Below are 26,950 nucleotides of genomic sequence, written 5' to 3'. Positions count from 1 at the left end.
GTTGCTCGGGGCGCCACTGGTTCTGTAGTCCGTGTCACAGGGCGGGGCTAGTTTGGGGCCGTGAGCCGAGCCACTCTCCTTGCCCGCCGGTCCACGGCACACCGCGGGCTGCTCGCGCTCGTCTGGCTGCTCGTCGCGGTGCTGACCGGCGCCCTGGGCGTGACCGTCGGCTGGACCCAGGCTGCCGCTACGGCAGGCGCCCGCGACGGGCTGGCCGCCGCCGAGCCGTCGGGCCGGGCGGTACAGCTCGCCACCCGCCTCGCGGACGACGCCGAGGCGGACGCCCAGGACGTGCGAGTCCAGCAGGTGCTCGCGGAGCTGCTCGACGGCGTACCGCACCGCGTTGCCTACGACGTGCGGACCGAGCCGCAGTACACGTCGGGCGCCGACGGGAAGGATCTGGGCCGCTGGTCCGTGGCCCTCCTGCCTGCCCCCTCGCGGGAGGCAGCGCTGGCTGGAGCCGGAGCGGACGGCGTCACCCTTGTCGACGGCGCCTGGCCCGCAGGCACCGAGGAGGCGGCGGTGCAGGCCGACGCCGCCGAGGCCGCCGGGCTGGCGGTCGGCGACACGATCCGGCTCGGCGTCGACCCAGAGGACCCCGTGACCACCGGCACCCCGGTCACGATCGCCGCGACCTGGCGTGTCACCGACCCCGACGACGCCGTCTGGCTCGGCGACCCCACGATGCTCACCGGTTCGGACGGCGCCTACCCGGGCCCGGTAGTGGTGAGCCAGGAGGTCATCGCGGGCCTGGACACCGATCCGTTCGCTCGGTGGACCGTGGTGCCCGACGGACCCGCGCTCACCCCCGCGGACCTGCCCGCCCTGGCGGCGCTCACCCCCGAGATCGAGCGCATCCTCGGGGAGGACGCCGACGTCGCGCCCCGCGGGCTGACGATCGCGGGCACGCTCGCCACGACGGCAGCCGACCTGGAGGCCGCGCTGCGCGCCGCGGACGCCGTCGCGCTGGTGCCGCTGTCCCTGCTGGCCCTCGTGGGCGTGGTCGCGCTGGTGCAGGTGGCGCGCCTGCTGGCCGCGACCCGGGAGGGCGAGGTAGCGCTCCTGGTCTCGCGCGGGGCCGCCCCGGGAACGGTGACGGCGGCGGCCGTCGTGGAGGGCGCGCTGCTGGCGCTGACCGCGGCGGCGGCGGGCGGGGCTGCCGCGTGGGCGGCGCTGCGGATCGTCGCGCGGGCGGACGCCGGTGCGGCGGTCCCCGCGGTGACGCCCCTGGCCGTGGCCCTGGCGGTCGGCGTGGTGGCGACCACGACGCTCGTCGTGGTCGCGGCGCTGCAGGCCCAGACGGCGGTGCGACGGCAGGTGACCGACCGTTCGGGGCGCCTGCGCCAGGTCGCCGCACTCGGCACGGTGGTGCTGACGGTGGCCGCCGCCGGGGTGAGCGCCACCCAGCTGTTGCGCTACGGCTCGCCGCTGCTGACGACGCCCGACGGCCCGCGCACCGACCCGACGGCGGCCGTGGCGCCCGCCCTCGTGCTGGCCGCGCTCGCCGTGGCGGCGATGGCGGTGCTCGGCCCGGCCACACGCCTGTGGGCGGGGCTGGCGGGGCGGTCACGGGGCGTCGTCGGGCCGCTGGCGGCGCGGCAGGTGGCCCGGCGGATCGTCGTGTACGTGGTGCCGGTGGTCCTGCTCGTGCTCGCCGGCGGCGCCGCGACGCTGGCCGGCGGGTACACGGGCACCGCGGAGCGCCTGCGAGCCGACGTCGACGTGCTCGCCAACGGCGCGGACGTGCGCGTCACGGCCCCGGAGACCGGACGCCTCGACCCGGCGCCGTACCTGGCGGGCGGCTCGGGCACGGGCAGCGCCGCCGTCGCGGCCGCGCCGGTGCTGTCCGGCACTGCCTACTCCGACGGCCGTCCGGTCACGGTGCTGGCGCTGCCCGCCGCGGCCGTGCCTCAAGTGGTGCGCGCGCCGGCTGAGGTGCTCGACGTCGGGCAGCTTGCCGACGACCTGACGAGCGACGCCCTCGCCGAGGCCCCCGCGCTGCCCGACGGCGCCCGCGACGTCGTGCTCACCCTGAGCGGCCGGATCCGGGAGACCGTCGAGATGCACCTGCCCGCCGGGGTGCCCCCGCACGAGCTGGACGTGTCGCTCCTGCTCGCGGCGCCCGACGGGACGCTCGCCCGGGTGGGTCTCGGACAGCTCGCGGAGGGCGACGGGACCGGCACCACCCTCGGCGCGGACACGACCACGCACGAGCTGTCCGGCGACGTGCCGCCGCCTCCGCAGGGCCAGACGTGGCGGGTGGCCGCCCTCGACGTCGACACGCGGCCCGGGTGGTCGATGGCGGAGGTGACGCTCTCCGTGGAGGGCCTGACCGCGGGCAGGGAGCTCTTGGAGCAGCCGGAGTGGACACCGTCGGAGACGTTCGACGGCGCCGAGGGCATCGAGCTGACGCCGGGCCGGGCCGAGCTCACGATGCCGCTCGGCAACGCCGCGGCCGGCGCCAGCAGGCTGCGGCTCCTGACCACCCCCGACCCCGCCCCCGTCCCGCTGCTGGCCTCGTCGTCGCTGGTCGGCGCGCTGGACATCGCCACGGGCGACCAGTTCGAGCTGACCCTCGGCGGGACGCGGCTGCCGGTGGTCGCCGTGGCGTCGTCGGGCACGGTGCCCGGTGCGCTCGAGCCGTACGCCGCGCTGCTGGACCGCGGAGCGCTCGCTGCCGCCCTCGTGCGCGAGGTGAGCGACCCGGTGCTGACGAACGAGGTCTGGCTCGCGGCAGGCCCGCCGGGTGCCACCGCGCCCGCCGCGGACGTGACGCGCCTCGCCCAGGAGGCGACGGCCGTTGCCGAGGCGGCGGGCGAGAGCAGCCGGGAGCGGCCGGACGTCACCACCCCCGGCTACGGCTCGACCGACACCGCCGTGCCGGTGCGCGTCTCGTTCTGGCTCGCCGCGGCCGGCGCGACGGTGCTCGCGCTGGCGGGCGTGCTCGCGGTAGCCGTCGCGACGCTGCGCGAGCGGCGCGGCGAGGTGATCGTGCTCCGCGCCGTGGGTCTTGGACCCGTGGCGCAGGGCCGGGCCCGGGCCGCCGAGCTGATCGCCGTCGGCGTCGTGGCGCTCGCCGTGGGCGCCGTCGCCGGGTGGGCCGTCGCACGGTTCACCGTTGGCGGCCTCTCCGCCGCGACCCTCACGGGCATCGACGCGGCCCCACCCGCCCAGTTCGTCGTCGAGACCGCGGGCACCGGCCTGGTGGTCGCCGCTGCCCTCGCCGGGCTCGTCCTGGTCGCGATCGGAGTGGGCGGGCGCGTGGCCGCGCAGGCCCGCGACACCACCTACCGCGAGGAGGTCCGCTGATGGGGGCACTGTCCGGGCTGGGCCTGCTCGCGCGGCGGCAGCTGCGTACGTCCTGGGGTGCGACGGCGACGCTCGGCGTGGTCGCGTTCCTCGCGGCCGGGGTGCTGTCGACAGCGCCGCGCGCCGTGGCGACCATGCACGCCGACCAGGTGGCCTACGAGACGGAGACGGCCTCGGGGCCGGCGCGCGACGTGATCTCGGTGGTCGGGGCGGTTCCGGGGCACCCGCCGGGTGGCAGGTTCTACGACTGGGGCGCTGTCGGGACCGGCGTGCCGGCCGAGCCGGACTGGTCGCCGTTCCTCGCGAACCTGGACGCCGTGCGCGCCGAGACTCCTGAGCCGCTGCGCTCGGTGATGCGCGCCCCGCACTTCCACGTGACCTCTACCGAGACCGCGTACACCGACCCGGTGCCCAGCTCCCAGCTGGCCGAGGCCAAGGTCTTCCTCCGCTCGGCCACCGACCTGAGCGAGCACGCCGAGCTCGTCGAGGGACGCTGGCCCACCGCGACGGCCGCGCCCGTTTTCGCGGACGAGCAGCAGTTCCTGGGACGGCCGGCAGAGCAGGCCCCGCCGTTCGAGGTAGCCGTCTCGCGCGCCGTCGCGGACACGTACGGCTGGGAGCTCGGCGGCCGGTACGCCAACCTCTCCGGCTCGGGCGTGGTCGCCCTGGCCGACCGGTATCCGGCCCTCGTCGTGACCGGCATCTTCGAGACCGGCGACCCGGACGCCGACTACTGGCTGCACCACGGCCTGGCGGCCCGGGCCTCGGTGATCGCCGACCCAAATCAGGGCCTCCTGGGCACCGCCTCCGTCTACCTCAATCCCGCGATGATCACGCCGCTGACGCTCGGGATGGCCGAGACCCGCGTCTGGTACCCGGTGAACACCGGCGGCGTGACCGCCGCCGACGTGCCGCTGCTCCTGTCTCAGGTCAACGGCCAGTCCGCCAAGACCTTCCCTGTCGCGGCCGGGCCCGACGACCCCGTACCGATCCAGCTGCGGCCCAGCACCCGCCTCGGCGAGATCCTGGAGACCCTGCTCGCGCAGCGCACCGGCGTCGACGCGATAGTCGCCGTCCTCGCCGTCGGGCCGCTCGGCGCCACCGTGGCCGTCCTGGTCCTGGGCGCGCGGCTCGTCGTCGACCGACGGCGCTCGGCGCTCGCCCTCCTGCGCGCCCGCGGGGCGTCCGGCCCGCAGCTACGGCTGCTCATGGGCGGTGAGGGCCTCGTCGTCGGTCTCGGGTCGGCGGCGGCCGGGTTCGCCGCCGGGCTCGCGCTCTGCGCCGACCTCGGCATCGATGCGCCGGTCACCGCGAGCCAGGTGGGGCTCGCGCTCGCCGCGGGCCTCGCACCGGCGGTAGCCCTCGCGCTCGCCACGTCGCCCGCAGGCCTGCGGACCACCCGGTCCGACCTCGCGCCCCGCTCGCGCAGCCGCGTGCGCTGGGTGCTGGAGGTGCTCGTCGTCGCGGGCGCGGCGCTCGCGACCTGGCTGCTGCTCTCGCGCGGGGTGGTGGCGGGATCGGGCGCCCGATCCGGCTCCGGCGTCGACCCGTTGGTGGCCGCCGCGCCGCTGCTGGTCTCGCTCGCGTTCACCCTGCTCGCGGTGCGCGCCTACCCGTGGCTCGCGCTCGCGGTGGAGCGGGCGCTCGCGCCGCGGCGTGACCTGGTCCCGTTCCTCGGCGCCGCTCGCGCCACGCGCGACCCCGCGGGTGGCCCCGTCCCGGCGGTTGCGCTCGTGCTGGCCGTGGCCGTCGCGGCAACCTCGGCGGTGCTGTACTCCACCGTCTCGGGTGGTGTGGTCCGCGAGGCGTGGCGTGCCACCGGCGCGGACCTGCGCGTCTCCGGCCCGATCGTCGACGAGCCCGTGGCCGCGCAGATCGCCGCGCTCCACGGGGTGGACGCGGTCACGCCGGTCGACGAGGTGGGCGACAGCGTGGTGCAGGGCGCGGCGTCGTCGCTGCGCGCCGAGGTGTACACGGTGGACGCGGCGGCGCTGGCCGTCGTGCAGGAGGACGTGGCCGGCGCCCCCGAGACGCTCGACGGGCTGGTCGGGCCGGGCGGCGGCTTGGACGACGGCGCGGACGACGCAGTACCGGTGATCCTCACCCGCGCGGCGGCAGGCCTCGGCGTCGGCCCGGGGAGCGCGGGCATCACCCTCGCGACGCGGGAGGGCAGCGTGCCCGTCCGTGTCGTCGACGTGGTCGACGAGCTGCCCGGCCTGCCCGCCGACCGCGCGCTCGTCCTCGCCGACGCCGAGCGCCTCGCCGCGAGCACGGACGGCAGCAGCTTCGCGCGGCTCGCACTCGTCGGCCTGGCCGACGGCGCCGACCGGGCAGCGGTGAAGGCCGAGATCTCGCGGCTCCTGCCGACGTCGGTGGTGGAGGATCCGGACCAGGAGGCCGACGCCGTGCTGGCGGCGCCAGTCTCCGGCGGGCTCGCGATCGCCTTCGTGCTGGCGGTGCTGCTCGCGGGGCTGCTGTGCGCGGCGGCCGTGGTGATGACGCTGATGCTCGCCGCCCCCGCGCGGGCCCGGCTGCTCGCCGTCCTCCAGACGCTTGGCCTCTCACCGCGCCAGGGGCGCGGGCTGGTCGGCTGGGAGATCGGGCCGTGGGCGGTGGTGGCGCTCGTGGTGGGCGCCGCGCTCGGCGTGGCCGTGCCCTCGCTGGTGCTGGCAGCGGTGGACGTCACGGCGCTGACCGGCGGAGCCACCCAGCCCGGCCCGCAGTACGACCCGCTGCTGCTGGGCGCGGCCGCCGCCGGGTTCGTCGCGGTGGTGCTGGCCGCGGTGGGCGTCGCCGCGGCACTGAGCCGGCGCGGCGAGGTCGCCGCGCAGCTCCGGATGGGCGGCAACGACTGACATGACTACCGGACCCAGGCGTTCGAAGGGAGACCCGATGAGCACGACCATCGAGCTGACGGGCGGCGGCGCGCCGACGTCGGCCGAGCCGACGGGCGGCGGCGAGATCCGGTGCGGCGACCTCGTGCGGATCTTCGCCACGGACGGCGTGGAGGTGCAGGCCCTGCAGGGCCTCACGCTCACCGTCGACCCCGGGGAGATCGTCGCCGTCGTGGGCGCCTCGGGCTCCGGGAAGTCCACGCTGCTGACCATCCTCTCCGGCCTGGACACGCCAACGGGTGGGTCCGCGGTGGTGGCGGGCACCGACCTGCTGACCATGGGACATGCCGAGCGGGTGCGGTACCAGCGATCCACCGTCGGCTTCGTGTGGCAGCAGACGTCGCGCAACCTGCTGCCCTACCTCACGGCGAGCGAGAACGTGCGGCTCCCGCTGGAGCTGGCGGGCACGCTGCCGCGACGCGAGCGCTCGCGTCGCGTCGAGGCGCTGCTGGAGCTGCTGGAGGTCGGCCACGTGGCCGGACGGCGGCCGGGCGAGATGTCCGGCGGCGAGCAGCAGCGCACGGCGATCGCGGTCGCCGTGGCGAACAACCCGCGGGTGCTGCTGGCCGACGAGCCGACCGGCGAGCTCGACCAGGCCACCTCGGTGGAGGTGCTGGAGGCCCTGCGCGGCGTGAACCGGGAGACGGGCGTGACCACCCTGATCGTGACGCACGACCCGACGGTGTCCGAGCATGTCGCGCGCACCGTCCAGATCCGCGACGGCCGCACCTCCACGGAGACGCTGCGGCGCACCGAGGTCGATGAGCACGGGGCCGAGCGGCACGTCGCCGAGGAGTTCGCGGTGCTCGACCGGGTGGGCCGCCTGCAGCTGCCGCAGGACTTCGTGCACGCGCTCGAGCTGCGCGACCGCGTGCGGCTGGCCCTGGAGCCGGACCACGTGGGTGTGTGGCCGGCCGCGCCCGACCAGCGGAAGTCCGAGGAGGACCGATGACGACCACGACACAGGCGCGCACCGTGCTGCGCGCCCAGGGCCTCACCCGGGTGTTCGGGACCGGCGCCGGCGAGGTGCGCGCCCTGGCGGACGCCTCGCTGGAGGTGGCCGCGGGCGAGCTGCTCGTGGTGCGCGGCCCGTCCGGCTCGGGCAAGACGACGCTCCTGAACCTGCTGGGCGGGCTGGACCGTCCGACGTCGGGCAGCGTGTGGCTGGGCGACGCCGAGCTGACCGCGCTGGGGGAGAAGGCGGTGCTCACCGCCCGGCGCGAGCGGATCGGCTACGTGTTCCAGTCGTTCGGACTGGTGCCCGTGCTCTCGGCGGCGGAGAACGTGGAGGTCCCGCTGCGGCTGCGGCGCACCCCGCCGGCCGAGCGGGCGGAGCGGGTGGCGGCTGCGCTGGCCGCCGTCGGGCTGGCCGGTCACGCGAAGCAGCGGCCGTACGAGCTGTCGGGCGGGCAGCAGCAGCGGGTGGGCATCGCCCGGGCGCTCGTGGCCGACCCCGAGGTGCTGCTCGCGGACGAGCCCACCGGGCAGCTCGACTCGGGTACCGCCGCGGTGGTGATGGACCTGCTGCGGGAGGTCACGCACGCGCGCGGCGTGGCCGCCGTCGTCTCCACGCACGACCCTGAGCTGATGGCCCGTGCCGACCGCGTGGTCGAGCTGCACGACGGCCGGGTGGTGGGCTGACCGGCTCCCTGACCACCACTTATCCTTGCGAGATGCCCGATTTACGATCCGACGGCAGCGTCGACCTGCGGCGGCTTCGGCTACGGGCGATGCTGACGCAGGAGGAGCTCGCGAACAAGGCCGGCGTCGGGACGCGAACGATCCGGGACATCGAGGCGGGGAAGGCGCGACCTCAACCGAAGACACTCCGTCTTCTCCTGGACGCGCTGGGTCTGGCTGGGGATGATCGTGCGCCGCTGGGCTCCTTCCCGGATAGCAACCTGCCAGTTCCTCGCGAGCTGCCGCGAACGCCGGCTGTGTTCGTCGGCCGAGAACGCCAGGTCGACGGGATCTTCGCCCACGGTGAACCGCACGTTCCGCAACAACAGGACGGATCACATGTTCCGGATCGAGCCACGGATCTCCGACACCTTCCTGGGTGGCAGCACTACTGCCGCCTACGAGCGCTGATCACCGGCCTGGGGACCTGATCGGGTGAATTGATCGGGTGAGCCGGAACCGACCCGGCGGCCGGCTCGACATGGGACGGGGCGATGCCCGACCGCACAGTGCGGTCGGGCATCGTCTCGTCCCAACGGGTGGATTTCCTGGTGAAGGCCCCCATGACACTTGCGTTACGGCCGTGAGAACCACCTGGTCGGAACTGTTACCCCGTGTTACCCGCGTATACCGAGATGGTCACAACTCGGTGGCGTTTCTCGCATAGTGGTCATCAGGTCCTGTGCGCAGAGGTTACGTTAGGGCTGTTATCACTGGGCGCAAGGAAGCGCCCGCATCGCTCCGGACGGCGACCGGGCCGGAGTGACCAGCTACCCAGGAGGACATGTGACACCTCGAAAGCGACTTGTAGGGTTCGGCGCATTCGCGCTGGCCGCGTCGCTCGTGCTGACCGCTTGCGGCGGTGGCGGCGGCGGCGAAGAACCTCCCGCTGAGGGCGAGTCGACCGGCATCGTTACTGTCGGCAACGGTGAGCCCCAGAACCCGCTGATCCCGGCAAGGACGAACGAGGTCTTCGGTGGCCTCGTCGTCACGAACATCTTCGCCGGCCTCAGCTACTACGACGCCGAGGGCGCAGTCCACAACGACGTCGCCGAGTCGATCGAGTCCGACGACAACCAGACCTGGAACGTGACGCTCCAGGATGGCTGGGAGTTCTCCGACGGCACGCCGGTCACGGCCAAGAGCTTCGTCGACGCCTGGAACTGGGCGGCCTACGGCCCCAACGGCGCCAACCTGGCTTCCTTCTTCTCGTCCATCGAAGGCTTCACCGAGGCCCAGGGTGAGTACGAGATCGACGACGAGGGCAACGTCAAGGTCATCACCGAGCCCGAGACCGAGACGATGTCCGGCCTCGAGGTCGTGAGCGACACCGAGTTCACGATCAAGCTGTCCCAGCCGGAGTCCGACTTCCCGATCCGTCTCGGCTACGCCGCGTACTACCCGCTGCCTGAGGTGTTCTTCGACGACCCTGAGGCGTTCGGCGAGGCTCCGATCGGCAACGGACCGTACGTGCTGGACAGCTGGGAGCACGATTCGGCCATCACCCTGCTGCCCAACGAGTCCTACCAGGGCGACCGGGCGGCGCAGAACGGCGGCATCGAGCTGATCGCCTACACCGACGAGGACGCGCAGTACAACGACCTGCTGTCCGGCAACCTGGACATCGTCCAGAACGTGCCGGCGTCGGCCTTCGCCACGTTCGAGGAGGAGCTGGGCGAGCGTGCTGTCAACCAGCCGGCCGCCACCCTCGGGGCCATGTCGGTGCCTGAGTGGGTCGAGGAGTTCTCCGGTGAGGCAGGCCTGATGCGTCGCAAGGCCCTCTCGATGGCGATCAACCGTGAGGAGATCACCGAGACGCTCTACGCCGGTGCGCGCACCCCGGCGAGGGATTTCACCTCTCCGGTCATCGACGGCTGGAGCGACTCGATCCCCGGCAACGAGGTCCTCGACTACAACCCCGAAGAGGCGAAGGCGCTTTGGGACGAAGCCGAGCAGATGGAGCCGTGGGGCGACAAGGTGCTCGAGATCCACACCAACACGGACTCCGACCACCAGGAGTGGGTTGAGGCAGCCTGCAACGGGTACGAGAACGACCTCGGCATCCAGTGCGAGATGGTCGGCTACCCGACGTTCGACGAGTTCCTCAACGAGCGTGACAAGGGCAAGGGCGGCAAGATCGACGGCCTGTTCCGCGCCGGCTGGGCTGCTGACTACCCGTCGCTGCAGAACTACCTTGGCCCGATCTACACCAAGGCGGCGCTCGCGGGCTCGAACGACTCCAAGTACGTGAACGAAGAGTTCGAGGCCAAGCTGACGGAGGCGGCCGGTGCCGCCACCACGGAAGAGGCCAACGCGCTCTACAACGAGGCCCAGGAGATCCTGTTCCAGGACATGCCCGGGATCCCGCTGTGGTACTACAACACCACCGCTGGCTACTCCGAGCTCGTGGAGAACGCCCAGTTCGGCTGGGACGACGCTCCGCTGCTGTACCAGGTGACCAAGACGGAGTGAGCGTGATCACGTCCGGCTCAGCGGACGAGGTCCGTCACTCCAGGTGAGAGGCGGGGCGCGCACCGTGCGTGCCCCGCCTTCCCATGTGCTGTGGCCCTAACCCTCGGGGGAATCCGAGAGAATGGTCCGCGGTAATCGACCAAGGAGACCAATCGATGCTCTGGTACATCGGACGCCGGATGCTGCAGGTGATCCCTGTGTTCCTCGGCGCCACACTGCTGCTCTACGCCATGGTGTTCCTGCGCCCCGGCGACCCCGTGGCCGCGCTCGGCGGCGACCGCGGCCTGCCTCCAGCGGCGGAGGCGGCCATCCGCGAGGCCTACCACCTGAACGAACCCTTCATCGTGCAGTACCTGTACTACCTGAAGGGGATCTTCACCTTCGACATGGGCGTGACCTTCACAGGTCGCCCCGTCGTCGACGTGATCACGCAGGCGCTGCCGGTCACGTTCCAGCTCGCCATGATGGCGATCATCTTCGAGACCGTCTTCGGTATCGGATTCGGCCTGTTCGCCGGTTTGCGCAAGGGCAAGTTCTTCGACTCTGCCGTGCTCGTGTGGAGCCTGCTCCTCATCGCACTGCCGACCTTTGTCATCGGCTTCGTGCTCCAGATCGTGGTGGGCGTGCAGCTCGGGTGGCTGCCGGTCACCGCCGGCCGAGATCCCGACTTCGTCAGCCTGCTCATGCCGGCTATCGTGCTGGCGACCGTCTCGTTCGCCTACATCCTGCGACTCACGCGCACCTCGGTGGTGGAGAACGTCACCGCCGACTTCGTACGGACCGCGCGAGCCAAGGGCCTGCCCCGCGACAAGGTTGTCTCGAGGCACGTGCTGCGCAACTCGCTCATCCCCGTTGTCACATTCGTGGGCGCCGACCTGGGAAACCTGATGGCGGGCTCGATCGTGACGGAGGGCATCTTCAACATCAACGGTGTGGGCGGGACCCTCTACAACGCGATCATCCGCGGCGAGAACGTCACTGTGGTCTCGCTGACCACCGTGCTCGTGGTCATCTATATCGTCGCCAACCTGCTCGTGGACCTGCTGTACGCCGTCCTGGACCCGAGGATCCGTTATGCCTGACAACGCGAATGCCATGCCGCGTCCCGGCCAGCGCCACTACGTGGCTCCGCCGGAGGACGTGAAGGTCGACGTCGTCGACGCCCTCGACGCGTCGGAGGCGCCGTCCAGCATGTGGAAGGACGCGTGGCGTGAGATGCGCCGCCGCCCGCTGTTCTGGGCCTCAGCCGTGCTGATCGCCGTCGTTTTGACGGCAACGATCGTGCCCAGTCTGTTCACGTCGGTCGATCCTGGGTCGTGCGACCTCGAGGACTCCCTCGGGGACCCTTCGGCGGGGCACATCTTCGGCTTCGACAAGCAGGGTTGCGACATCTACGCCCGCACGATCTATGGCGCCCGCGCTTCGGTGGTCGTCGGTGTGCTGGCCACCATCTTCGTGGTGGTGCTCGGCACGCTGGTCGGCGCAGTAGCCGGCTACTACGGTGGCTGGTTCGACACGATCCTGTCGCGGATCACCGACATCTTCTTCGCCGTTCCCCTGGTGCTCGCGGCCATCGTGATCATGAGCCTCGCGGCGACCCGCACGTCGCTCGTCGTGGCGACGGTGTTGGCACTGTTCGGGTGGACGTCGATCGCCCGCATCACCCGCGGTGCCGTGCTCAGCGTGAAGAACAACGAGTTCGTCACGGCGGCCAAGGCACTTGGCATGGGGCGCGGTGCGATCCTGCTCAAGCACGTGTTGCCCAACTCCTCCGCGCCGATCATCGTGTACGCCACCGTGTCCCTGGGGACGTTCATCGTCGCCGAGGCCACGCTGAGCTTCCTTGGCATCGGTCTGCCGCTGTCCACGGTCTCGTGGGGCGGTGACCTGTCGAAGGCCCAGGCCTCGATCCGCGTGGCTCCCGAGATCATGATCTACCCCGCCACCGCGCTCGCGCTCACCGTCCTCGGCTTCATCATGCTGGGCGACGTCGTTCGCGACGCCCTCGACCCGAAGGCCCGGAAGCGATGACGACGACGATCACTATCACTGACGGCGCCACAGAGGACGTTCCGGTGGTGGAGCCGAGGCCCGACGCCAACGTCCCGCTGCTGGAGGTCAAGGACCTGCAGATCTCCTTCACCACGGCCACCGGCACCATCGACGCCGTGCGCGGCGTGGACCTGACGGTCTACCCGGGCCAGTCCGTGGCGATCGTGGGGGAGTCGGGCTCCGGCAAGTCGACCACGGCACACGCGATCATCGACCTGCTGCCCGGCACCGGCAGGGTGACCGGCGGGTCCATCACGTTCGGCGGGCGTGAGCTCGTCGGCTTGAAGCGCAAGCAGACCGAGGACCTGCGTGGCCGCGAGATCGGCCTTGTGCCGCAGGACCCGATGTCCAACCTGAACCCGGTGTGGCGCATCGGGACGCAGATCGACGAGGCCTTGGTCGCCAACGGCTTCCAGGGCAGCAGAGCGGAACGCACCGCGCGCGTCGCCGAGCTGCTCGGCGAGGCAGGCCTGCCCGATGCCGCGCGTCGCGCCCGCCAGTACCCGCACGAGTTCTCGGGCGGCATGCGCCAGCGTGCGCTCATCGCCATCGGCCTGGCCTCGCGGCCCAAGCTGCTCATCGCGGACGAGCCGACTTCAGCTCTCGACGTCACGGTGCAGAAGAGGATCCTCGACCACCTGGACGACCTCACTGCCGAGCTCGGCATTGCGGTCCTGTTCATCACGCACGACCTGGGCCTGGCCGCCGAGCGCGCCGAGCACCTCGTGGTGATGTACAAGGGCAAGGTCGTGGAGTCCGGTCCGGCGGCGCAGATCCTCAAGGACCCGCAGCACGAGTACACCAAGCGGCTCGTGGCCTCGGCCCCGTCGCTGGCGTCGCGGCGCATCCAGTCGGCGCACGAGCGCGGCCAGGAGGCGGACGAGCTGCTCGCCGACCATCCGGACGCATCGGCGACCGCGGCGCCCGAGGTCGTCGTCGCGAAGGACCTGACCAAGGTGTTCCACATCCGTGGTTCCCGGCCCGGCGCGTCCACCGACTTCACGGCGGTGGACAGCGTCGACTTCGCGCTGCCCAAGGGCCGCACCCTGGCGCTGGTGGGGGAGTCGGGCTCCGGCAAGTCCACGGCAGCCAACATGGTCCTGGGACTGTTGGAGCCGACGGCGGGCACCGTCATGTTCGACGGAAGGGACGTCGCGAAGATGTCCCCGAAGGAGCAGTTCGCACTGCGCCGTCGGGTGCAGCCGGTGTTCCAGAACCCCTACGGCTCGCTCGACCCGCAGTTCTCCGTCTTCCGCTCGATCGAGGAGCCGCTCGTCCTGCACCGGGTGGGAGACCGGAAGTCCCGCGAGGCGCGGGTCCGCGAGCTGCTCGACATGGTGTCGCTGCCGCAGGCGACCATGCGCCGGTTCCCGAACGAGCTGTCGGGCGGGCAGCGGCAGCGCATCGCGATCGCGCGTGCGCTGGCGCTCAAGCCCGAGGTGCTCGTGCTCGACGAGGCCGTCTCGGCGCTCGACGTGCTGGTCCAGGCGCAGATCCTGACGCTGCTCAACGACCTGCAGGCCGAGCTGGGGCTGTCCTACCTGTTCATCACGCACGACCTTGCGGTCGTGCGGCAGATCGCCGACCTCGTCGCCGTGATGAAGGACGGCAGCATCGTCGAGCACGCGTCCACCGACGAGGTGTTCGACAACCCGCAGCAGGAGTACACGCGGGACCTGCTGGCGGCCATCCCGGGCGCGAGCCTGGAGATCGGCGGCTGACCTCCTGCCACTACCGCCGAAGTAGAACCAGGGCGAAGTAGAACTGCAGCGAAGTAGAACCAGAGCGCAGTTCTACTTCGCCCTGGTTCTACTTCGCCCTGGTTCTACTTCGGCGCGGGTTGTTCTCGGAACAGTGACACGGTCGACACCTGGTGATTTCGATTCGCAGGTAGAATGGGTGGTGCTGCGAGACCGGTCCACTTCGGACCAGAGTCCGCGCCCCTGACCTCCCTTCTGGAAATGAGTGCTCCGTGACCGTGCCTGCAACCGCGCCGACCTCGGCCCGTGCGACCCGATCCGACCTGCGTAACGTCGCGATCGTGGCCCACGTCGACCACGGCAAGACCACGCTCGTGGACGCCATGCTGCGGCAGGCCGGAGCGTTCGGTGCCCGCCAGCACCTCGAGGACCGCGTGATGGACTCGGGCGACCTGGAGCGTGAGAAGGGCATCACGATCCTCGCCAAGAACACCGCCATCCGGTACTCCGGTCCTGCCGCGGCGGAGAACGGGCAGCCCGACGGCATCACGATCAACGTGATCGACACCCCGGGCCACGCCGACTTCGGCGGCGAGGTCGAGCGCGGCCTGTCGATGGTCGACGGCGTCGTGCTGCTCGTGGACGCGTCCGAGGGCCCGCTGCCCCAGACCCGCTTCGTGCTGCGCAAGGCGCTGGCCGCGAAGCTGCCGGTCATCGTCGTCGTGAACAAGGTGGACCGCCCCGACGCGCGCATCGACGAGGTGGTCGCCGAGACCACCGACCTGCTGCTCGGTCTTGCCGGCGACCTGTCCGACGAGGTCGAGGACCTCGACCTGGACGCCATCCTCGACGTGCCCGTCGTGTACGCGTCGGCGAAGGCCGGCCGCGCCTCGATCGAGCAGCCCGCCGACGGCGGCCTGCCCGCCAACGAGGACCTCGAGCCGCTGTTCGCGACCATCCTCGAGAAGATCCCCGCCCCCACGTACGAGGAGGGCACGCCGCTGCAGGCCCACGTCACCAACCTGGACGCCTCGCCGTTCCTCGGTCGGCTCGCGCTGCTGCGTATCTTCAACGGCACCCTGTCCAAGGGCCAGAACGTCGCGTGGGCCCGCCACGACGGCACCCTGCAGAGCGTGAAGATCACCGAGCTGCTGGAGACCAAGGCGCTCGACCGCGTGCCGACCGACAAGGCCGGCCCCGGCGAGATCGTCGCCGTCGCGGGTATCGCGGACATCATGATCGGCGAGACGCTCACCGACATCGACGACCCGCGCCCGCTGCCGCTCATCACGGTGGACGACCCGGCGATCTCGATGACCATCGGTATCAACACCTCCCCGCTCGCGGGCAAGGGCGGCAAGGGCCACAAGGTCACCGCCCGCCAGGTGAAGGACCGCCTCGACGCCGAGCTCGTCGGCAACGTGTCGCTCAAGGTCCTCCCGACCGAGCGTCCCGACGCCTGGGAGGTGCAGGGCCGCGGCGAGCTGGCCCTGGCGATCCTGGTGGAGCAGATGCGCCGCGAGGGCTTCGAGCTCACCGTCGGCAAGCCGCAGGTCGTCACCAAGACGATCGACGGCAAGCTCCACGAGCCCATGGAGCGGATGACCATCGACGTGCCCGAGGAGTACCTCGGCGCCGTCACGCAGCTCCTCGCGCAGCGCAAGGGCCGCATGGAGACCATGACGAACCACGGCACCGGCTGGGTCCGCATGGAGTTCATGGTCCCGGCGCGCGGCCTCATCGGCTTCCGCACGCAGTTCCTCACGGACACCCGCGGCACCGGTATCGCGGCGTCCATCTCCGAGGGCTACGAGCCCTGGCACGGCCCGATCGAGTCGCGCATGACGGGCTCGCTCGTCGCGGACCGGACCGGCAAGGTCACGCCGTTCGCCATGATCAACCTGCAGGAGCGCGGCTCCTTCTTCGTGGACCCCACGCAGGAGGTGTACGAGGGCATGATCGTGGGCGAGAACTCGCGCAACGAGGACATGGACGTCAACATCACCAAGGAAAAGAAGCTGACGAACATGCGGTCCTCCACCGCCGACAACTTCGAGAACCTGATCCCGCCGCGCAAGCTCACGCTCGAGGAGTCGCTGGAGTTCGCGCAGGAGGACGAGTGCGTCGAGGTGACGCCCGAGGTGGTGCGGATCCGCAAGGTGCTGCTCGACGCGACGGACCGTGCGCGGGCGACGGCCCGGGCCAAGCGGTCCTGACCTTCCCCTTCGCTGAGTGCTGGATGTTCGCCTGATGACGATCCGTCTTCCGGGCGAGGATCCAGCACTCAGTGCTTTCTCGGGACCGGCGGCTTTCGGAGGGCTGCTGGCGGTGCATGCGCACCCCGACGACGAGACGCTGTCGACCGGGGGCCTGCTGGCCACCTGGGCGGCGGCCGGGCAGCCGGTCTGCCTGGTGACGTGCACGCGCGGGGAGCGCGGCGAGGTCATCGCCCTACCGGGCACGACGTCGGAGGGGCAGGCTCACCTCGAGGGCGACGGGCCCGCGCTGGGCGCCTACCGGGAGACCGAGCTGGCCCGCGCACTGGCGGAGCTGGGCGGCGGCGACGTCGGCACGATAAAGCAGACGTTCCTCGACGCCCTCCCCCTGCCCGACCCTCAGGTCACCGCGGTGCCCCATGCGCCTGACACGTCCGACGGCGTGCGGTACGAGGACTCGGGGATGTCGTGGGTCGCGCCCGGCGTCGCCGGACCCGCCCCGGACTCCCCGCCGACGGCGTTCGCGCGGGTGCCGCTCGACGAGTCCGCGGGCCGGCTCGCGGCGCTGATCCGTGCGCGGCGTCCTGCCGTCGTCGTGACGTACGAGCCCAGCGGGGGCTACGGGCACCCCGACCACGTGCGGGCGCACGAGTTGACGGTCCGTGCGCTGGAGCTCGCGGCGGACCAGGCCCGGCCGGAGCCGTGGGCCGGGGCCGAGCTGTGGCAGGCCGTGGCCCCGGCCGCCGAGGTACGGGAGGCGCGGGCGACGCTCGCGGCCCACCCGGCCGCTCGCATTTTGGCCGCGACCGAGGCCCTCACTTTCGCACCCGCCCACGAGCCCCTCCCGCCACTGGCCCGGGGGGACCTGGCCGCGTGGTCGGCAGGACGTCAGGAGATCGGCAGCTCGGACTATCGATCTCCTGACGCCCAGCCGATCACCCGGGCCGACGGCGTCGTGCGGGTGGATGTGCGGACCGTGGTCGGGCGCGTGGTGGGCGCTATGCGGGCCCATGCCACACAGGTGCAGCACGCGACCGCCCTGGTGAGTCCCGTGGGGCCGGTCGCAGGGTGGTACGCCCTGTCGAACAACGTGCTGGCCCCTGTCCTCACCCACGAGACCTACCTCGTCACCCCGCCGAGATAGAACTGTGGCGAGATAGAACCGCAGCTCGGCGGGGTTCTATCTCGGCGGGGCGGGGGGTCAGCGCGCCTGCAGCGCGTCCAGGGCGATGGCCATGGTGGCGACGAGCCGGCGGTCGAGCGCAGGGTCCTGGATGTTCACGATGTACCGGTCGCGCAGGCCGAACTTCTTCTCCACGGTGAAGGCCGGGCGGCCGTCGATCGTGAAGTCGAAGTGGTACGGAAGCCAGGCCACGTCGATGAGCCGTCGGATCACGGCGACCGCCATGCTCCGCTCGGACCCGGTGACGGTGCCGAGATCGGGCTGGTCGACGAGCCAGGTGCTGCGCAGCAGCGACTTGGCGAAGTCCTTGCGGAACGAGCCGATCGGCGTACCGCCCGCGTCGACCACGTCATACGTGGCGCCGAGGTCCATCACCTGGCGGGCCTTGAACCCGAGCACGGCCTCCTGCTTGGTCTCGTCCGTGTAGAGCGTGACCTGCTCGCGGAACGCCATGCGCTTCTGCTGGGCGAACGCGTACAGGTCGCCCTCGGAGCCGTCCGGCTGCGCGCCGCGGACCTCGTACTGGTTCACCAACATGCGGATGCGCTGTCGAACGATGAGCTGCGTCTGTGCCTGGAGGGTCTTCACCCGCCGGAGTGTTCCACACTTGCAGCGTCCTCCCAGATGGATGCTGGAGAATGTCTGGGTGAACTCTCCCGGACGCCCCCTCGGACGAACGATCGTGCGCACCCTTCTGGCCGTGGCGCTCGGCGTCGTCATGGGCGGCCTCGGGACGGTGGTCCACCGCTACGGCGACGAGTCCTGGTACCTCGGGCTGTTGCTCGCGTTCGCGCTGACGGCGGCAGGGGCAGTGCTCGCGCGCGCCTGGGCCGGCTACGGCGCGCTGCTCGGGTTCGGCGTGGGCTGGGTCGCCATCGTGCAGGCCCTGTCGCTGCCGGGTTCAGGGGGCGACGTCGTGGTCCCGGCGGGCACGCTCGGCATGGTCTGGTCGTACGCGGGAGTGGCGGTCCTGGCGGTCGTCGCGTTCCTCCCGGCGTCGTGGTTCGCGGAGGTCCCGGCGCGCCGAGATCGGCCTGTTGCCTGAGGTCTGGGGTTCTCCGCAGAGTGGTTCAGGATGGTGGGCAGGATTGATACAGAACCTCCACGTCGGGGCGTCCGCTACGGGGCCTTGGGCAGGATTCGCGCTGGATAAGATGCGCGGCAGGGCGGCCCCGTCCAGCGGATTCGCCGCGGGTCCGGTGCGCCCTTGGGGGACGCGGAGAGCCCGCGTCTCGGGTAGTTGCACGGAGCGTGCCGATGGGTCAGCCGACCGAGCGTGACGAACCGCTCGCGCCGACATCAGACGAGAAATCCGGGACCGAGCCTGCCCCGGCGATACCTCCTCGCTTGTCCCAGACACGCCCCGGCAGTATGCCGCGCCAAGCGGCGCAGCCCTCGGTGCGGCCGACTGACCCCGGACCCGCGCAGCACCCAGTACCGGCCGGTCGTCCGACCGCTCAGCCGGCCCCCCGATCCCCAGAGAAGGCCCAGCCCGTGACCCCTCCGGAGCAGTCCGAGGCCCCGAAGACCCCGCGCCCCGTCGTGCCGTCCGCGGCAGCGCCGACCGCGCCCGAGAGCGTCCCCGGCAGCGCAGGACCGGGCGCGGAGACGCCCGCCGCCGCCCCGAGCAAGCCGGAGCCGGCGGGCAAGCCGACCGCGAGCAAGCCGGAGCCGGCGAGCATGCCCAAGTCCGAGAGCAAGCCGGAGCCGGCGAGCAAGCCAGTGCCCGCGAGCACGCCGGAGCCGGCAAGCAGCAGGCCAGTGCCCGCGAGCACGCCGGAGCCGGCAAGCAGCAGGCCAGTGCCCGCGAGCACGCCGGAGTCCTCAAGCACGCCCAAGCCCGCGAGCACGCCGGAGTCCGCGAGCACGCCGGAGTCCTCAAGCACGCCCAAGCCCGCGAGCACGCCGAAGTCCTCGAGCACGCCCGAGCCCGCGAGCAAGCCCGAACCCTCACAGAAGCCGGAGGTCCCGAGCAAGCCTGCCGAGCCGGGTGCGGCCGACCAGGACCCGGTCGCCGTGCTGCAGACCGTCGTCGAGACGCTCGCGAAGCCGGCGACCAAGGCGGCCGCGCCCAAGAGCGGGTACACCCCGCGCGTCTTCGCGTTCGACCGTCCGCCCAAGACCGCCCCGGGGTCGAGCGGCACCGGGAATCAGAGCACGCGGCCGCAGGACACGGCGACGCCGCGTACGGCGCCGGTCACCTCGGCGGCGGGACAGGCACCAGGCGCGACAGGCCCACGCAAGACCCGCGACGAGGCTGCGAACGCTGCTCCCGCGCTGCCCCACGTCGCAGCAGCGGCGGCGCCTTCCGCGGCATCCGCCGCCCAGGCAGCGAGCTCGTCCGACGCCGGAGCGGGTTCGACTGCTCCGGACGCGCCGACGACCCCCGCGTCGGCAACTCCCGCAGCAGCGGCTACTGCCGGGGCAACGGCGGCGGCAGCAGGCTCGACCGCATCGGGCACCGGAGCGCCCGCGACCGGAGCGCCCGCGACCGCAGCGCCCGGCACCGCAGCGCCCGTGACCGGAGCGCCCGCGAACGCAGCACCGGGCACCAAAGCACCCGGCACCGCAGCGCCCGGCACCGCAGCAGCGGCCGGCGTCGCGGCTGCGTCCGTTCCGCCTCCGCAGTTCGTCCGGCCGTCGCCGCTCTCCCCGCCGTCGGGCGTTGTGCCGCCGGCTCCAGGCGCGATGCCGACCGCCTCGCCGTCGGACCCGGGAGCCGTGCCCCCGCCGGACGCCGGCCAGATTCCGTTCCTGAAGCCGCTGACCGGCGCGATCCAGCGCGTGGCCCGCCCGCTGACCAGCTGGGCCCCCATGCGCTCCGAGTCGTCGCCTCAGTCGGCCTCCCCGACCGGCCACGGTGGTCCCGGTGGATCCGGCGTCCCCGTCGGACCTGGCGGCCCGGCCGGTCCCAGCGGCCCTGCGGGGCCAGGCGGCCCGGCCGGTCCCGGCGGGCCGACCGGCCCGAGCGCGCCAGGTCAGGGCGGTTTCTTCGGCCTCGCCGGCGACGGCGCCCCGAGCCGGGGTCCCAAGATCGCGCTCTTCTCGGTACTCGGCGCCGTCCTGCTGTTCGGGATCTACGCCCTGGCAGCGTGGAGCCTGAGCGACACGGCACCGCCCGAGACCACGGTGGCCGGCGTCGACGTCGGCGGCATGACGCGGGCCGAGGCGGCGTCCGCGCTGACGGAGCAGCTCGGCCCGCGGGTCAAGGAGCCGATCGAGCTCACCGCGGGCGACGGCAAGGCCCAGCTCTCGCCTAAGCCGAGCGGCCTGGCGATCGACGCCGAGGCGACCGCGTCGGAGCTCACCGAATTCTCGCTGAGCCCGGTGCGGATGTGGGCGCACATGTTCGGCGGCTCCGAGCAGGAGCTGGTCCTGGACATCGACACCAAGAAGTTCGACGCCGCGGTGGCGGGCCTCGAGGAGTCGCTTGCCGTGGAGCCCGTGGACGGCGCGATCGCGCTCGTCGACGGGCAGGCGGTCAAGACGGATCCCAAGGTGGGCTCGCGGATCGTCGCGAGCGAGACGTCGCGCATCATCCAGGAGAGCTGGATGAACGCGGACAGCCCGTTCGACCTGCCGGTCGAGCCGGTCCAGCCGACGATCACGCAGGAGCAGACCGACGAGGGCTACGCAGTAGCGCAGAAGGTCGTCTCGGCGCCGGTCACGGTGTCCGTGGGCGGTCAGGAGCCCGTGCTGACCCCGGAGGTGCTGGCCGGGCTGATCCGGTTCGAGCAGAAGGGCGACCAGCTCGTCACCATCGTGGACCGGGAGGCGACGGTCGCGGCCATCGTCGACGGCACCACCGATCTGCTGGAGCTCCCGGACGACGCGCACTTCGAGTTCGCCGGCGGCAAGCCGACCGTCGTCGCGGGGAAGACCGGCACCACGCTCGATCCCGCCCAGGCGGCCAAGGCTGTGCGGATCGCCGCGACGAGCGACGACCGCGAGACGTCGGTCAAGCTGGTCGAGCAGGACCCGAAGGAGACCGTCGAGTCGCTCGAGGCCCTGGGCGTCAAGGAGATCATCTCCGAGTTCAGCACGCCGCTGACACCGGAGCCCGTGCGGACCCAGAACCTGATTCGCGGCGCGGAGATGGTCACGGGCAACCTCATCAAGCCGGGCGAGACGTTCTCCCTGCTGGAGGCGCTCGCGCCGATCACTCTCGAGAACGGGTACTTCGACGCGGGCGTCGTCGAGAACGGCGAGCACGTGGAGGCAGTGGGGGGCGGCCTCTCGCAGATGGCCACCACCTCGTTCAACGCGGGCTTCTTCGCCGGGTACGACGACGTCGAGCACCACGCGCACTCGTACTGGTTCCCGCGCTACCCGGCGGGGCGCGAGGCCACGATCTACGTGGGCGCCAAGGACATGAAGTTCACCAACGACACCCCGTACGGCGCGGTGATGCAGGCGTTCGTGTCGGGCGGTCAGCTCACGGTCCGGATCTGGAGCACCAAGTACTACACCGTTCAGGAGAGCACCAGCGAGAAGCGGAACATCGTGCCGAAGACCGTGATCCACGACTCCTCGGGGGACTGCGAGCCGTACCCCGGTGGCGAGGACGGTTTCTCCGTCACCATCACCCGTGCGGTTCTCCGGAACGGCGAGCTGGTCAAGGAGAACTCGTTCAGCCACTCCTACAACCCGGACAACCCGGTGGTGTGCGACAAGCCGCGAGGCTCCAACGGCTGACCGGCGGTAGGTTGCGCACATGCTAGGACGTAGCGAGCGGGAGTCTCCCGCGCACGCGGTGCTTGCCGCGCGAATGGCGGGCTGGAACGACGCGGTCGAGCTGCTGGACCTCGGCACCACGGCGGACACGCTTGCCACGGTCGCGAACATCGAGGGTCTGGCGGCCGTGGTGCACCTGGGACACCCGGAGCACCCGGCGCCGGGCCTCGAACGCGCCCTGCTGGAGGGCGCCTCCTCGCTCATCGTGACGGGGGCGGTGGCCGTGCCCGGCCAGTGGGTGTGGGTCGGTGCGGGCGCCACGGTGGGCCAGGTAGTGATCGACGAGGCGGGCATGCGCGACTGCGCGGGCGTGCTGCGCGGTCTGGGTGTGAGCCCCCGCCTGGTGCCGACGCGCGCGCCCGTCGAGGAGCGGATAGCCCTGGCGGGCGAGGGCGGGTCGCTGGTGATCGAGCGGTCCCGGGTGCCGGCGGGCTTCGCGGAGCTCCCGGACAGCGCGGCTCTCGCCGAGGGCGGCCCCGTCTGGTACGGGCTGCTCGAGTCCCGCGACGCCTGGCCCGTCTTCACCAGGCCCGCGCAGGTGTGGCTCGCGTTCGGCCCCGCCGACGAGCACCTCGGCTCCCTGCAGCCCACTCTCGCGGTCATCGCGGACGCCGGGCTCGACCTGGACCACCTGCGCAGCCAGCCGTCCTCGGCCGGGCCGCACGTGTTCTTCTCGTCGTTCTCCTGCCCGACGTCGGACACGCTGAGCAACCTGGTCGACGCGCTCACCGAGCGCGGCGTCGAGCACCGCACGCTGGCCGTGCTGCCGGGCGAGGCGTTCGTGCCCGGCCCGGACGCCGTGACGCCGCGATGGGCATGACGGTGCCGGGCGGCCCCGGGCACGGCACCCGGGTCGCGTACCTGGGTCCTGAGGGCACGTTCACCCACCAGGCGGCACTGGAGTGGGCGCGCCTGCACACAGCCGCGTCAGAGGGTTCGAAGGGTTCCGCCGACGACGTGACAGCCGAGCCGCTGGACACGGTCAAGGACGTGCACGACGTCGTGGCGGCCGGACGCGCCGACGTCGGCGTGGTGGCCATCGAGTCGTCCGTCGAGGGCTACGTGGTGCCGTCCCTGGACGCGCTGCTGTCCAGCCCTGACGTCGTAGCCGTGGACGAGGTGGCGCTGGACGTGTCGTTCGACGCGTTCGTACGGCCCGGTCACGGCGAGCTGACCGAGGTGTCCGCGCACCCGCACGGGCTGGCGCAGTGCGCGGAGTTCGTGACGCGCACCGGGCTGGCGACCGTACCGGCGTCGTCCAACGCGGCGGCGTGCCGGGACGCCGGGCCGGGGACCATCGCGCTGGGGCCCACGATCTGCGGTGAGCTGTACGGGCTGGAGACGTACGCGAAGGCGGTGGAGGACTTCCGTGGCGGCCGCACGCGGTTCCTGGTCCTGACCAGGCGGAGCGCGGCCGACGCCCACCTGGCGCGGTCGCGCGCCGCCGGCGCGACGGCGTGGAAGACGATGCTGGCGATCACCCCCGCGGTGACCGGGCCAGGCGTGCTGGCGCGGATCACCGCCGCGTTCGGGGACCGGGGCGTGAACATGTCGAGCCTGATCACCCGGCCGCTCAAGGCTCAGGAGAGCAAGTACGTGTTCGTGGTGACGTTCGACGAGGCGCCATGGGACCAAGGAGCCCGCGAGGTGGTGAGCGACCTGCTCGCAGCCGGAGACTCCCTCAAGACGCTCGGCCTGTTCCCCGCCGGCGCCGGCTTCCGGGCGCTCGACGGCGTGCTCGACCCGGACCACGTCCCGGTCGGGTCGGTGTCGGCCAAGGACTCGGCGGAGGCACGCGCCCGGGGGCTGCTGTGGTGAGCGGCACGCAGACCGGGTCGGTCGGCATCGTGGGCCTCGGCCTGATCGGCGGCTCCCTGGCCCGCGCCCTGCAGGCGGCGGGCGTGCCGGTGGTCGCCACCGACCCGTTCTCGGCCGAGGAGGCCCGGGCGGCGGGCATCACCGTGGCCGACGACGTCCGCGGGCTCGCTCTGCAGCGGCCGGGGACAGTGGTGCTCGCCGCGCCCCTGCGCGCCATGCGTTCCGTCGCGGGCGAGCTCGCCGAGGCGCTGGCCGCCGAGGAGGGCTGGGACCCGACGGTGACCGACGTCGGCTCGGTGAAGGCACCGGTGCGGGAGGCGGTTGTCGACGCCGGGCTCGGCGACCGCTACGTCGGAGCACATCCGATGTCGGGGACGGAGCGGAGCGGTTTCGAGGCGTCGTCGGCGGGGCTGATGCAGGGCATCCCCTGGGCGGTGACCTGCGCGGCGGGCAACGCCGCCGGGGGAGCCGGGGCGACCGACCCTGCCCGCCTGGAGCAGGTGCTGCGCCTGGTCACCGGCCCGCTGGGCGGGACGGCCGCGGTGCTCACTGACGACCTGCACGACGAGGCCGCCGCCCTCGTCTCGCATGTGCCCCACGTCCTGGCCAACCAGCTGCTCGGAGCTGTGGCGAGTGCGCCGGTGCGCGATCTCGCGCTGCGGCTGGCCGCCGGCTCGTTCCGCGACGGGACGCGGGTAGGCCTGACCGACCCGCGCCGGACCGAGGCGATGGTGACCGAGAACGCCGCCTGGGTGGCCCCCGCGCTGCGGCTCGCGGCCCGGGACCTGGAGCGGCTCGCTGACGCGCTGGACTCCAACGCGCCGACGCACTGGTTCTTCGATCGCCCCGACCCGGTCCGCGAGCGGCTCGTCCGCTCGGGCGGTACACGCGTGACTGGTCTTCGCCCGGGTGACGGCTCGGGCGGTGCGGACTCGGGCTCGGACGTTCAGGTAGTGCCGCTGACGGGCGACTGGCCGGCGGAGCTGGTGGCCCGGTGCGCGCGTGGCGCGGTGGTGATCGCTCTGAAGGACGGCCAGGCACTCCTGCAGTAGCGGTCGGTGGTGGCGGTCGGCGACGGCGTCGCCGGGGCCTACAGCGATTCCGCCAGGGCCCGGCCCGTCGTCCGGCCCGTGAAGAGGCAGCCGCCGAGGAACGTGCCCTCCAAGGCCCGGTGGCCGTGTGCGCCGCCGCCGCCGAAGCCGGCCGCCTCACCCACGGCCCACAGTCCCTCCAGCACGTCGCCCGCCGGAGTCAGGGCGCGGCCCGTCTCGTCGCACCAGAGGCCGCCGAGCGTCTTGCGGGTCAGCACCGACAGGCGGACGGCGAGCAGCGGCCCGTCCTTCGGGTCGCTGAGGGAGCGCGGCGGCGCCACGCGGATGGCCTTGTCCACGATGAAGTGCCGTGCGGCCGCGGTCGCCACGACCTGCGGGTCCTTGCCCAGCCCGGTGGCGACCTGCGCGTCCCGGGCCGTCATCAGAGCGGCCAGCGCAGCCCCGTCCACGTGCCCGGAAGACCCGGGCGTGGCTTCGGTGAGGGCGTTCATCTTGGCGGCGAGCTCGGCGGGGGTGTCCGCCCAGAGGAACTCCTCCGACTGCTCCGCGAAGGTGCGCACCGGCACCGACCTCCCGCGCACGCGCTCCAGGAGCAGCGGGATCGACTTCCCGGTCAGGTCGGGGTTCTGCTCGGAGCCCGACAGTGCGAACTCCTTCTCCATGATCGTCTTGTTCAGCACGAACCAGGAGTGGTCGTCGCCGCGGGTGGTCACGTGCTGCAGCGCGCCGAGGGCGTCGAAACCGGGGAACAGCGGGCCGGGCAGGCGGCCGCCGTCGGCGTCCAGCCACAGCGATGACGGCCCGGGCAGGATCCGGATCCCGTGCTTCGACCAGACCGGCGAGTGGTTGGCGATGCCCTCGGGGTAGTGCCACATGCGGTCCTCGTGCACCAGCGTGGCGCCCGACGCCGCGGCGACGCCGAGCATGAGCCCGTCCGTCGAGTCCGGCACGCCCGAGAGCATCCGCGCGGGGAGGCGCCCCGCCTCCGCGGACCAGCGGGCGCGCGCCAGGTCGTGGTTCGCGCCGATGCCGCCGCTCGCGACGACGACGGCCTGCGCGGACAGCTCGACCTCGCCCGTCACGGTGCGGCTGGAGGGCTCGCCGCGGCCTGCGCCGTCGTCGGACAGGACCTCCGCACGGACCCCGGTGACCCGGCCGTCCGTGACGACGAGGGACGTGACCCGGTGCCGGAAGCGCAGGTCGAGCAGCCCGGCCCGGTTGGCCTCGTGCGCGGCCGCGACGAACGGCTCGACGACGGCGGGGCCGGTGCCCCACGTGACGTGGAAGCGGGGCACTGAGTTCCCGTGCCCGCCCGCGGGATACCCGCCGCGCTCCGCCCACTGCACCAGCGGGAACCAGCGCACGCCCTTGGCGTGCATCCACGACCGCATGTCGCCGGCTGCGAACTCGACGAACCCCTTGGCCCATCGGTACCCGAACCGGTCGGGGCCCTCGCCGTGCTCGGCGCCCGGCGTGAACTGGGCGGAGCCGAGCCAGTCGGCGAACGCGAGGTCGAACGAGTCCTTCACCTTCAGGCGGCGCTGCTCGGGGGAGTCCACGAGGAACAGCCCGCCGAACGACCACCAGGCCTGCCCGCCCAGCGATGCGGCCGGCTCCTGGTCGAGCAGGACCACCCGCTTGCCCGCCGCCGTCAGCTCGGTGGCGGTGACGAGCCCGGAGAGCCCCGCGCCGATGACTATGACGTCGGTGTTCCCCGCTGCGGCAACGTCGTTGTTGTGGACGGAGTCAGTCATGAGCGCACCCTAACGATGTCTCACCCCTCGTGGTGCCATCGGCGGTCATTTGGGGGGTGAGGTGGCCTGGGCGCCAGCGCGCCCAG

At 72.4% G+C, this 26,950-nt stretch carries 18 protein-coding genes and 1 pseudogene; 16 read left to right on the top strand and 3 right to left on the bottom strand.

The genetic code is table 11. The features are described from left to right. Window positions 1-60 precede the first annotated feature (60 nt). The 11 genes and pseudogenes from IE250_RS20525 to IE250_RS20475 all read left to right on the top strand — a co-directional run bounded on the left by IE250_RS20525 (window position 61) and on the right by IE250_RS20475 (window position 17,467). Window positions 61-3,309: an FtsX-like permease family protein gene (locus IE250_RS20525; protein ID WP_189671173.1), complete on the top strand. Its 3,249-nt coding sequence runs from the start codon at window positions 61-63 to the stop codon at window positions 3,307-3,309. Then, on the top strand, window positions 3,309-6,164 hold the full coding sequence (locus tag IE250_RS20520; protein ID WP_189671172.1) for an FtsX-like permease family protein: 2,856 nt from the start codon (window positions 3,309-3,311) through the stop codon (window positions 6,162-6,164). Before IE250_RS20525 ends, IE250_RS20520 begins: the two co-directional genes overlap by 1 nt. Before the next feature lie 37 nt (window positions 6,165-6,201). Next, window positions 6,202-7,155 carry an ABC transporter ATP-binding protein gene (locus IE250_RS20515; RefSeq protein WP_189671171.1) on the top strand — a complete coding sequence of 318 codons (954 nt, stop codon included), beginning with the start codon at window positions 6,202-6,204 and terminating at the stop codon, window positions 7,153-7,155. Further along, the gene (locus IE250_RS20510) at window positions 7,152-7,844 is read left to right on the top strand and encodes an ABC transporter ATP-binding protein (RefSeq protein WP_189671170.1); all 693 of its coding nucleotides are present in this window, start codon (window positions 7,152-7,154) and stop codon (window positions 7,842-7,844) included. Before IE250_RS20515 ends, IE250_RS20510 begins: the two co-directional genes overlap by 4 nt. A gap of 32 nt (window positions 7,845-7,876) precedes the next feature. After that, window positions 7,877-8,071: pseudogene (locus IE250_RS25090) on the top strand (helix-turn-helix transcriptional regulator); the annotation flags it as partial. Window positions 8,072-8,669: 598 nt separating this feature from the next. Further along, the gene (locus IE250_RS20500) at window positions 8,670-10,355 is read left to right on the top strand and encodes a peptide ABC transporter substrate-binding protein (protein ID WP_189671168.1); all 1,686 of its coding nucleotides are present in this window, start codon (window positions 8,670-8,672) and stop codon (window positions 10,353-10,355) included. A 155-nt stretch (window positions 10,356-10,510) separates the two neighbouring features. Further along, the gene (locus IE250_RS20495) at window positions 10,511-11,437 is read left to right on the top strand and encodes an ABC transporter permease (RefSeq protein ID WP_189671167.1); all 927 of its coding nucleotides are present in this window, start codon (window positions 10,511-10,513) and stop codon (window positions 11,435-11,437) included. Beyond that, complete coding sequence (locus IE250_RS20490) at window positions 11,430-12,386, top strand: ABC transporter permease (RefSeq protein WP_189671166.1); 957 nt, start codon at window positions 11,430-11,432, stop codon at window positions 12,384-12,386. The genes IE250_RS20495 and IE250_RS20490 overlap by 8 nt, the downstream gene beginning before the upstream one ends. Next, window positions 12,383-14,128 carry a dipeptide ABC transporter ATP-binding protein gene (locus tag IE250_RS20485; RefSeq protein WP_189671165.1) on the top strand — a complete coding sequence of 582 codons (1,746 nt, stop codon included), beginning with the start codon at window positions 12,383-12,385 and terminating at the stop codon, window positions 14,126-14,128. The genes IE250_RS20490 and IE250_RS20485 overlap by 4 nt, the downstream gene beginning before the upstream one ends. A 251-nt stretch (window positions 14,129-14,379) precedes the next feature. After that, window positions 14,380-16,323: a translational GTPase TypA gene (typA, locus tag IE250_RS20480; RefSeq protein ID WP_373301727.1), complete on the top strand. Its 1,944-nt coding sequence runs from the start codon at window positions 14,380-14,382 to the stop codon at window positions 16,321-16,323. Window positions 16,324-16,357: 34 nt separating this feature from the next. After that, window positions 16,358-17,467, top strand: a complete 1,110-nt coding sequence (locus IE250_RS20475) for a PIG-L family deacetylase (RefSeq protein ID WP_189671164.1) — start codon at window positions 16,358-16,360, stop codon at window positions 17,465-17,467. Between the two features lie 57 nt (window positions 17,468-17,524). Here IE250_RS20475 and IE250_RS20470 read toward each other — a convergent pair whose 3' ends face one another. Then, window positions 17,525-18,094 carry an LURP-one-related family protein gene (locus IE250_RS20470; RefSeq protein WP_229872635.1) on the bottom strand — a complete coding sequence of 190 codons (570 nt, stop codon included), beginning with the start codon at window positions 18,092-18,094 and terminating at the stop codon, window positions 17,525-17,527. Between the two features lie 94 nt (window positions 18,095-18,188). Here IE250_RS20470 and IE250_RS20465 point away from each other — a divergent pair, with 94 nt between their 5' ends. After that, window positions 18,189-18,551: a hypothetical protein gene (locus tag IE250_RS20465; protein ID WP_229872634.1), complete on the top strand. Its 363-nt coding sequence runs from the start codon at window positions 18,189-18,191 to the stop codon at window positions 18,549-18,551. 412 nt (window positions 18,552-18,963) lie between these two features. Here the strand turns inward: IE250_RS20465 and IE250_RS20460 are convergent, their stop codons facing one another. Beyond that, a complete protein-coding gene (locus tag IE250_RS20460; RefSeq protein WP_189671162.1) occupies window positions 18,964-19,446 on the bottom strand; it encodes a hypothetical protein in 483 nt (160 codons plus the stop codon). A 76-nt stretch (window positions 19,447-19,522) separates the two neighbouring features. On the opposite strand from IE250_RS20460, the gene IE250_RS20455 reads away from it, so the two are divergent. From IE250_RS20455 to IE250_RS20440, 4 genes are read left to right on the top strand one after another with little or no spacing between them, the layout of a single operon-like run. Further along, on the top strand, window positions 19,523-22,201 hold the full coding sequence (locus IE250_RS20455; protein WP_189671161.1) for a VanW family protein: 2,679 nt from the start codon (window positions 19,523-19,525) through the stop codon (window positions 22,199-22,201). A 19-nt stretch (window positions 22,202-22,220) separates the two neighbouring features. Beyond that, window positions 22,221-23,060 carry a hypothetical protein gene (locus tag IE250_RS20450; protein WP_189671160.1) on the top strand — a complete coding sequence of 280 codons (840 nt, stop codon included), beginning with the start codon at window positions 22,221-22,223 and terminating at the stop codon, window positions 23,058-23,060. Continuing rightward, complete coding sequence (locus IE250_RS20445) at window positions 23,051-24,058, top strand: prephenate dehydratase (protein WP_189671159.1); 1,008 nt, start codon at window positions 23,051-23,053, stop codon at window positions 24,056-24,058. The genes IE250_RS20450 and IE250_RS20445 overlap by 10 nt, the downstream gene beginning before the upstream one ends. After that, on the top strand, window positions 24,055-25,110 hold the full coding sequence (locus IE250_RS20440) for a prephenate dehydrogenase (protein WP_189671158.1): 1,056 nt from the start codon (window positions 24,055-24,057) through the stop codon (window positions 25,108-25,110). Before IE250_RS20445 ends, IE250_RS20440 begins: the two co-directional genes overlap by 4 nt. Before the next feature lie 38 nt (window positions 25,111-25,148). On the opposite strand, the gene IE250_RS20435 is transcribed toward IE250_RS20440, so the two are convergent. Continuing rightward, window positions 25,149-26,864, bottom strand: coding sequence for an FAD-binding dehydrogenase (locus IE250_RS20435; protein ID WP_189671157.1), 1,716 nt, complete (start codon window positions 26,862-26,864; stop codon window positions 25,149-25,151). Window positions 26,865-26,950: the final 86 nt, after the last annotated feature.

Source organism: Promicromonospora soli, assembly GCF_014653785.1.
GTDB lineage: Bacteria > Actinomycetota > Actinomycetes > Actinomycetales > Cellulomonadaceae > Promicromonospora > Promicromonospora soli.
Note: the sequence above shows the minus strand (reverse complement) of the source record. Positions and strands in the feature narration are given on the sequence as shown.

Coding starts and splice junctions, on each gene's coding strand:
- IE250_RS20520 (WP_189671172.1), top strand. CDS start 3,309: ATGGGGGCACTGTCCGGGCTGGGCCTGCTCGCGCGGCGGCAGCTGCGT.
- IE250_RS20515 (WP_189671171.1), top strand. CDS start 6,202: ATGAGCACGACCATCGAGCTGACGGGCGGCGGCGCGCCGACGTCGGCC.
- IE250_RS20510 (WP_189671170.1), top strand. CDS start 7,152: ATGACGACCACGACACAGGCGCGCACCGTGCTGCGCGCCCAGGGCCTC.
- IE250_RS20495 (WP_189671167.1), top strand. CDS start 10,511: ATGCTCTGGTACATCGGACGCCGGATGCTGCAGGTGATCCCTGTGTTC.
- IE250_RS20490 (WP_189671166.1), top strand. CDS start 11,430: ATGCCTGACAACGCGAATGCCATGCCGCGTCCCGGCCAGCGCCACTAC.
- IE250_RS20485 (WP_189671165.1), top strand. CDS start 12,383: ATGACGACGACGATCACTATCACTGACGGCGCCACAGAGGACGTTCCG.
- IE250_RS20475 (WP_189671164.1), top strand. CDS start 16,358: ATGACGATCCGTCTTCCGGGCGAGGATCCAGCACTCAGTGCTTTCTCG.
- IE250_RS20450 (WP_189671160.1), top strand. CDS start 22,221: ATGCTAGGACGTAGCGAGCGGGAGTCTCCCGCGCACGCGGTGCTTGCC.
- IE250_RS20445 (WP_189671159.1), top strand. CDS start 23,051: ATGGGCATGACGGTGCCGGGCGGCCCCGGGCACGGCACCCGGGTCGCG.
- IE250_RS20435 (WP_189671157.1), bottom strand. CDS start 26,864: ATGACTGACTCCGTCCACAACAACGACGTTGCCGCAGCGGGGAACACC.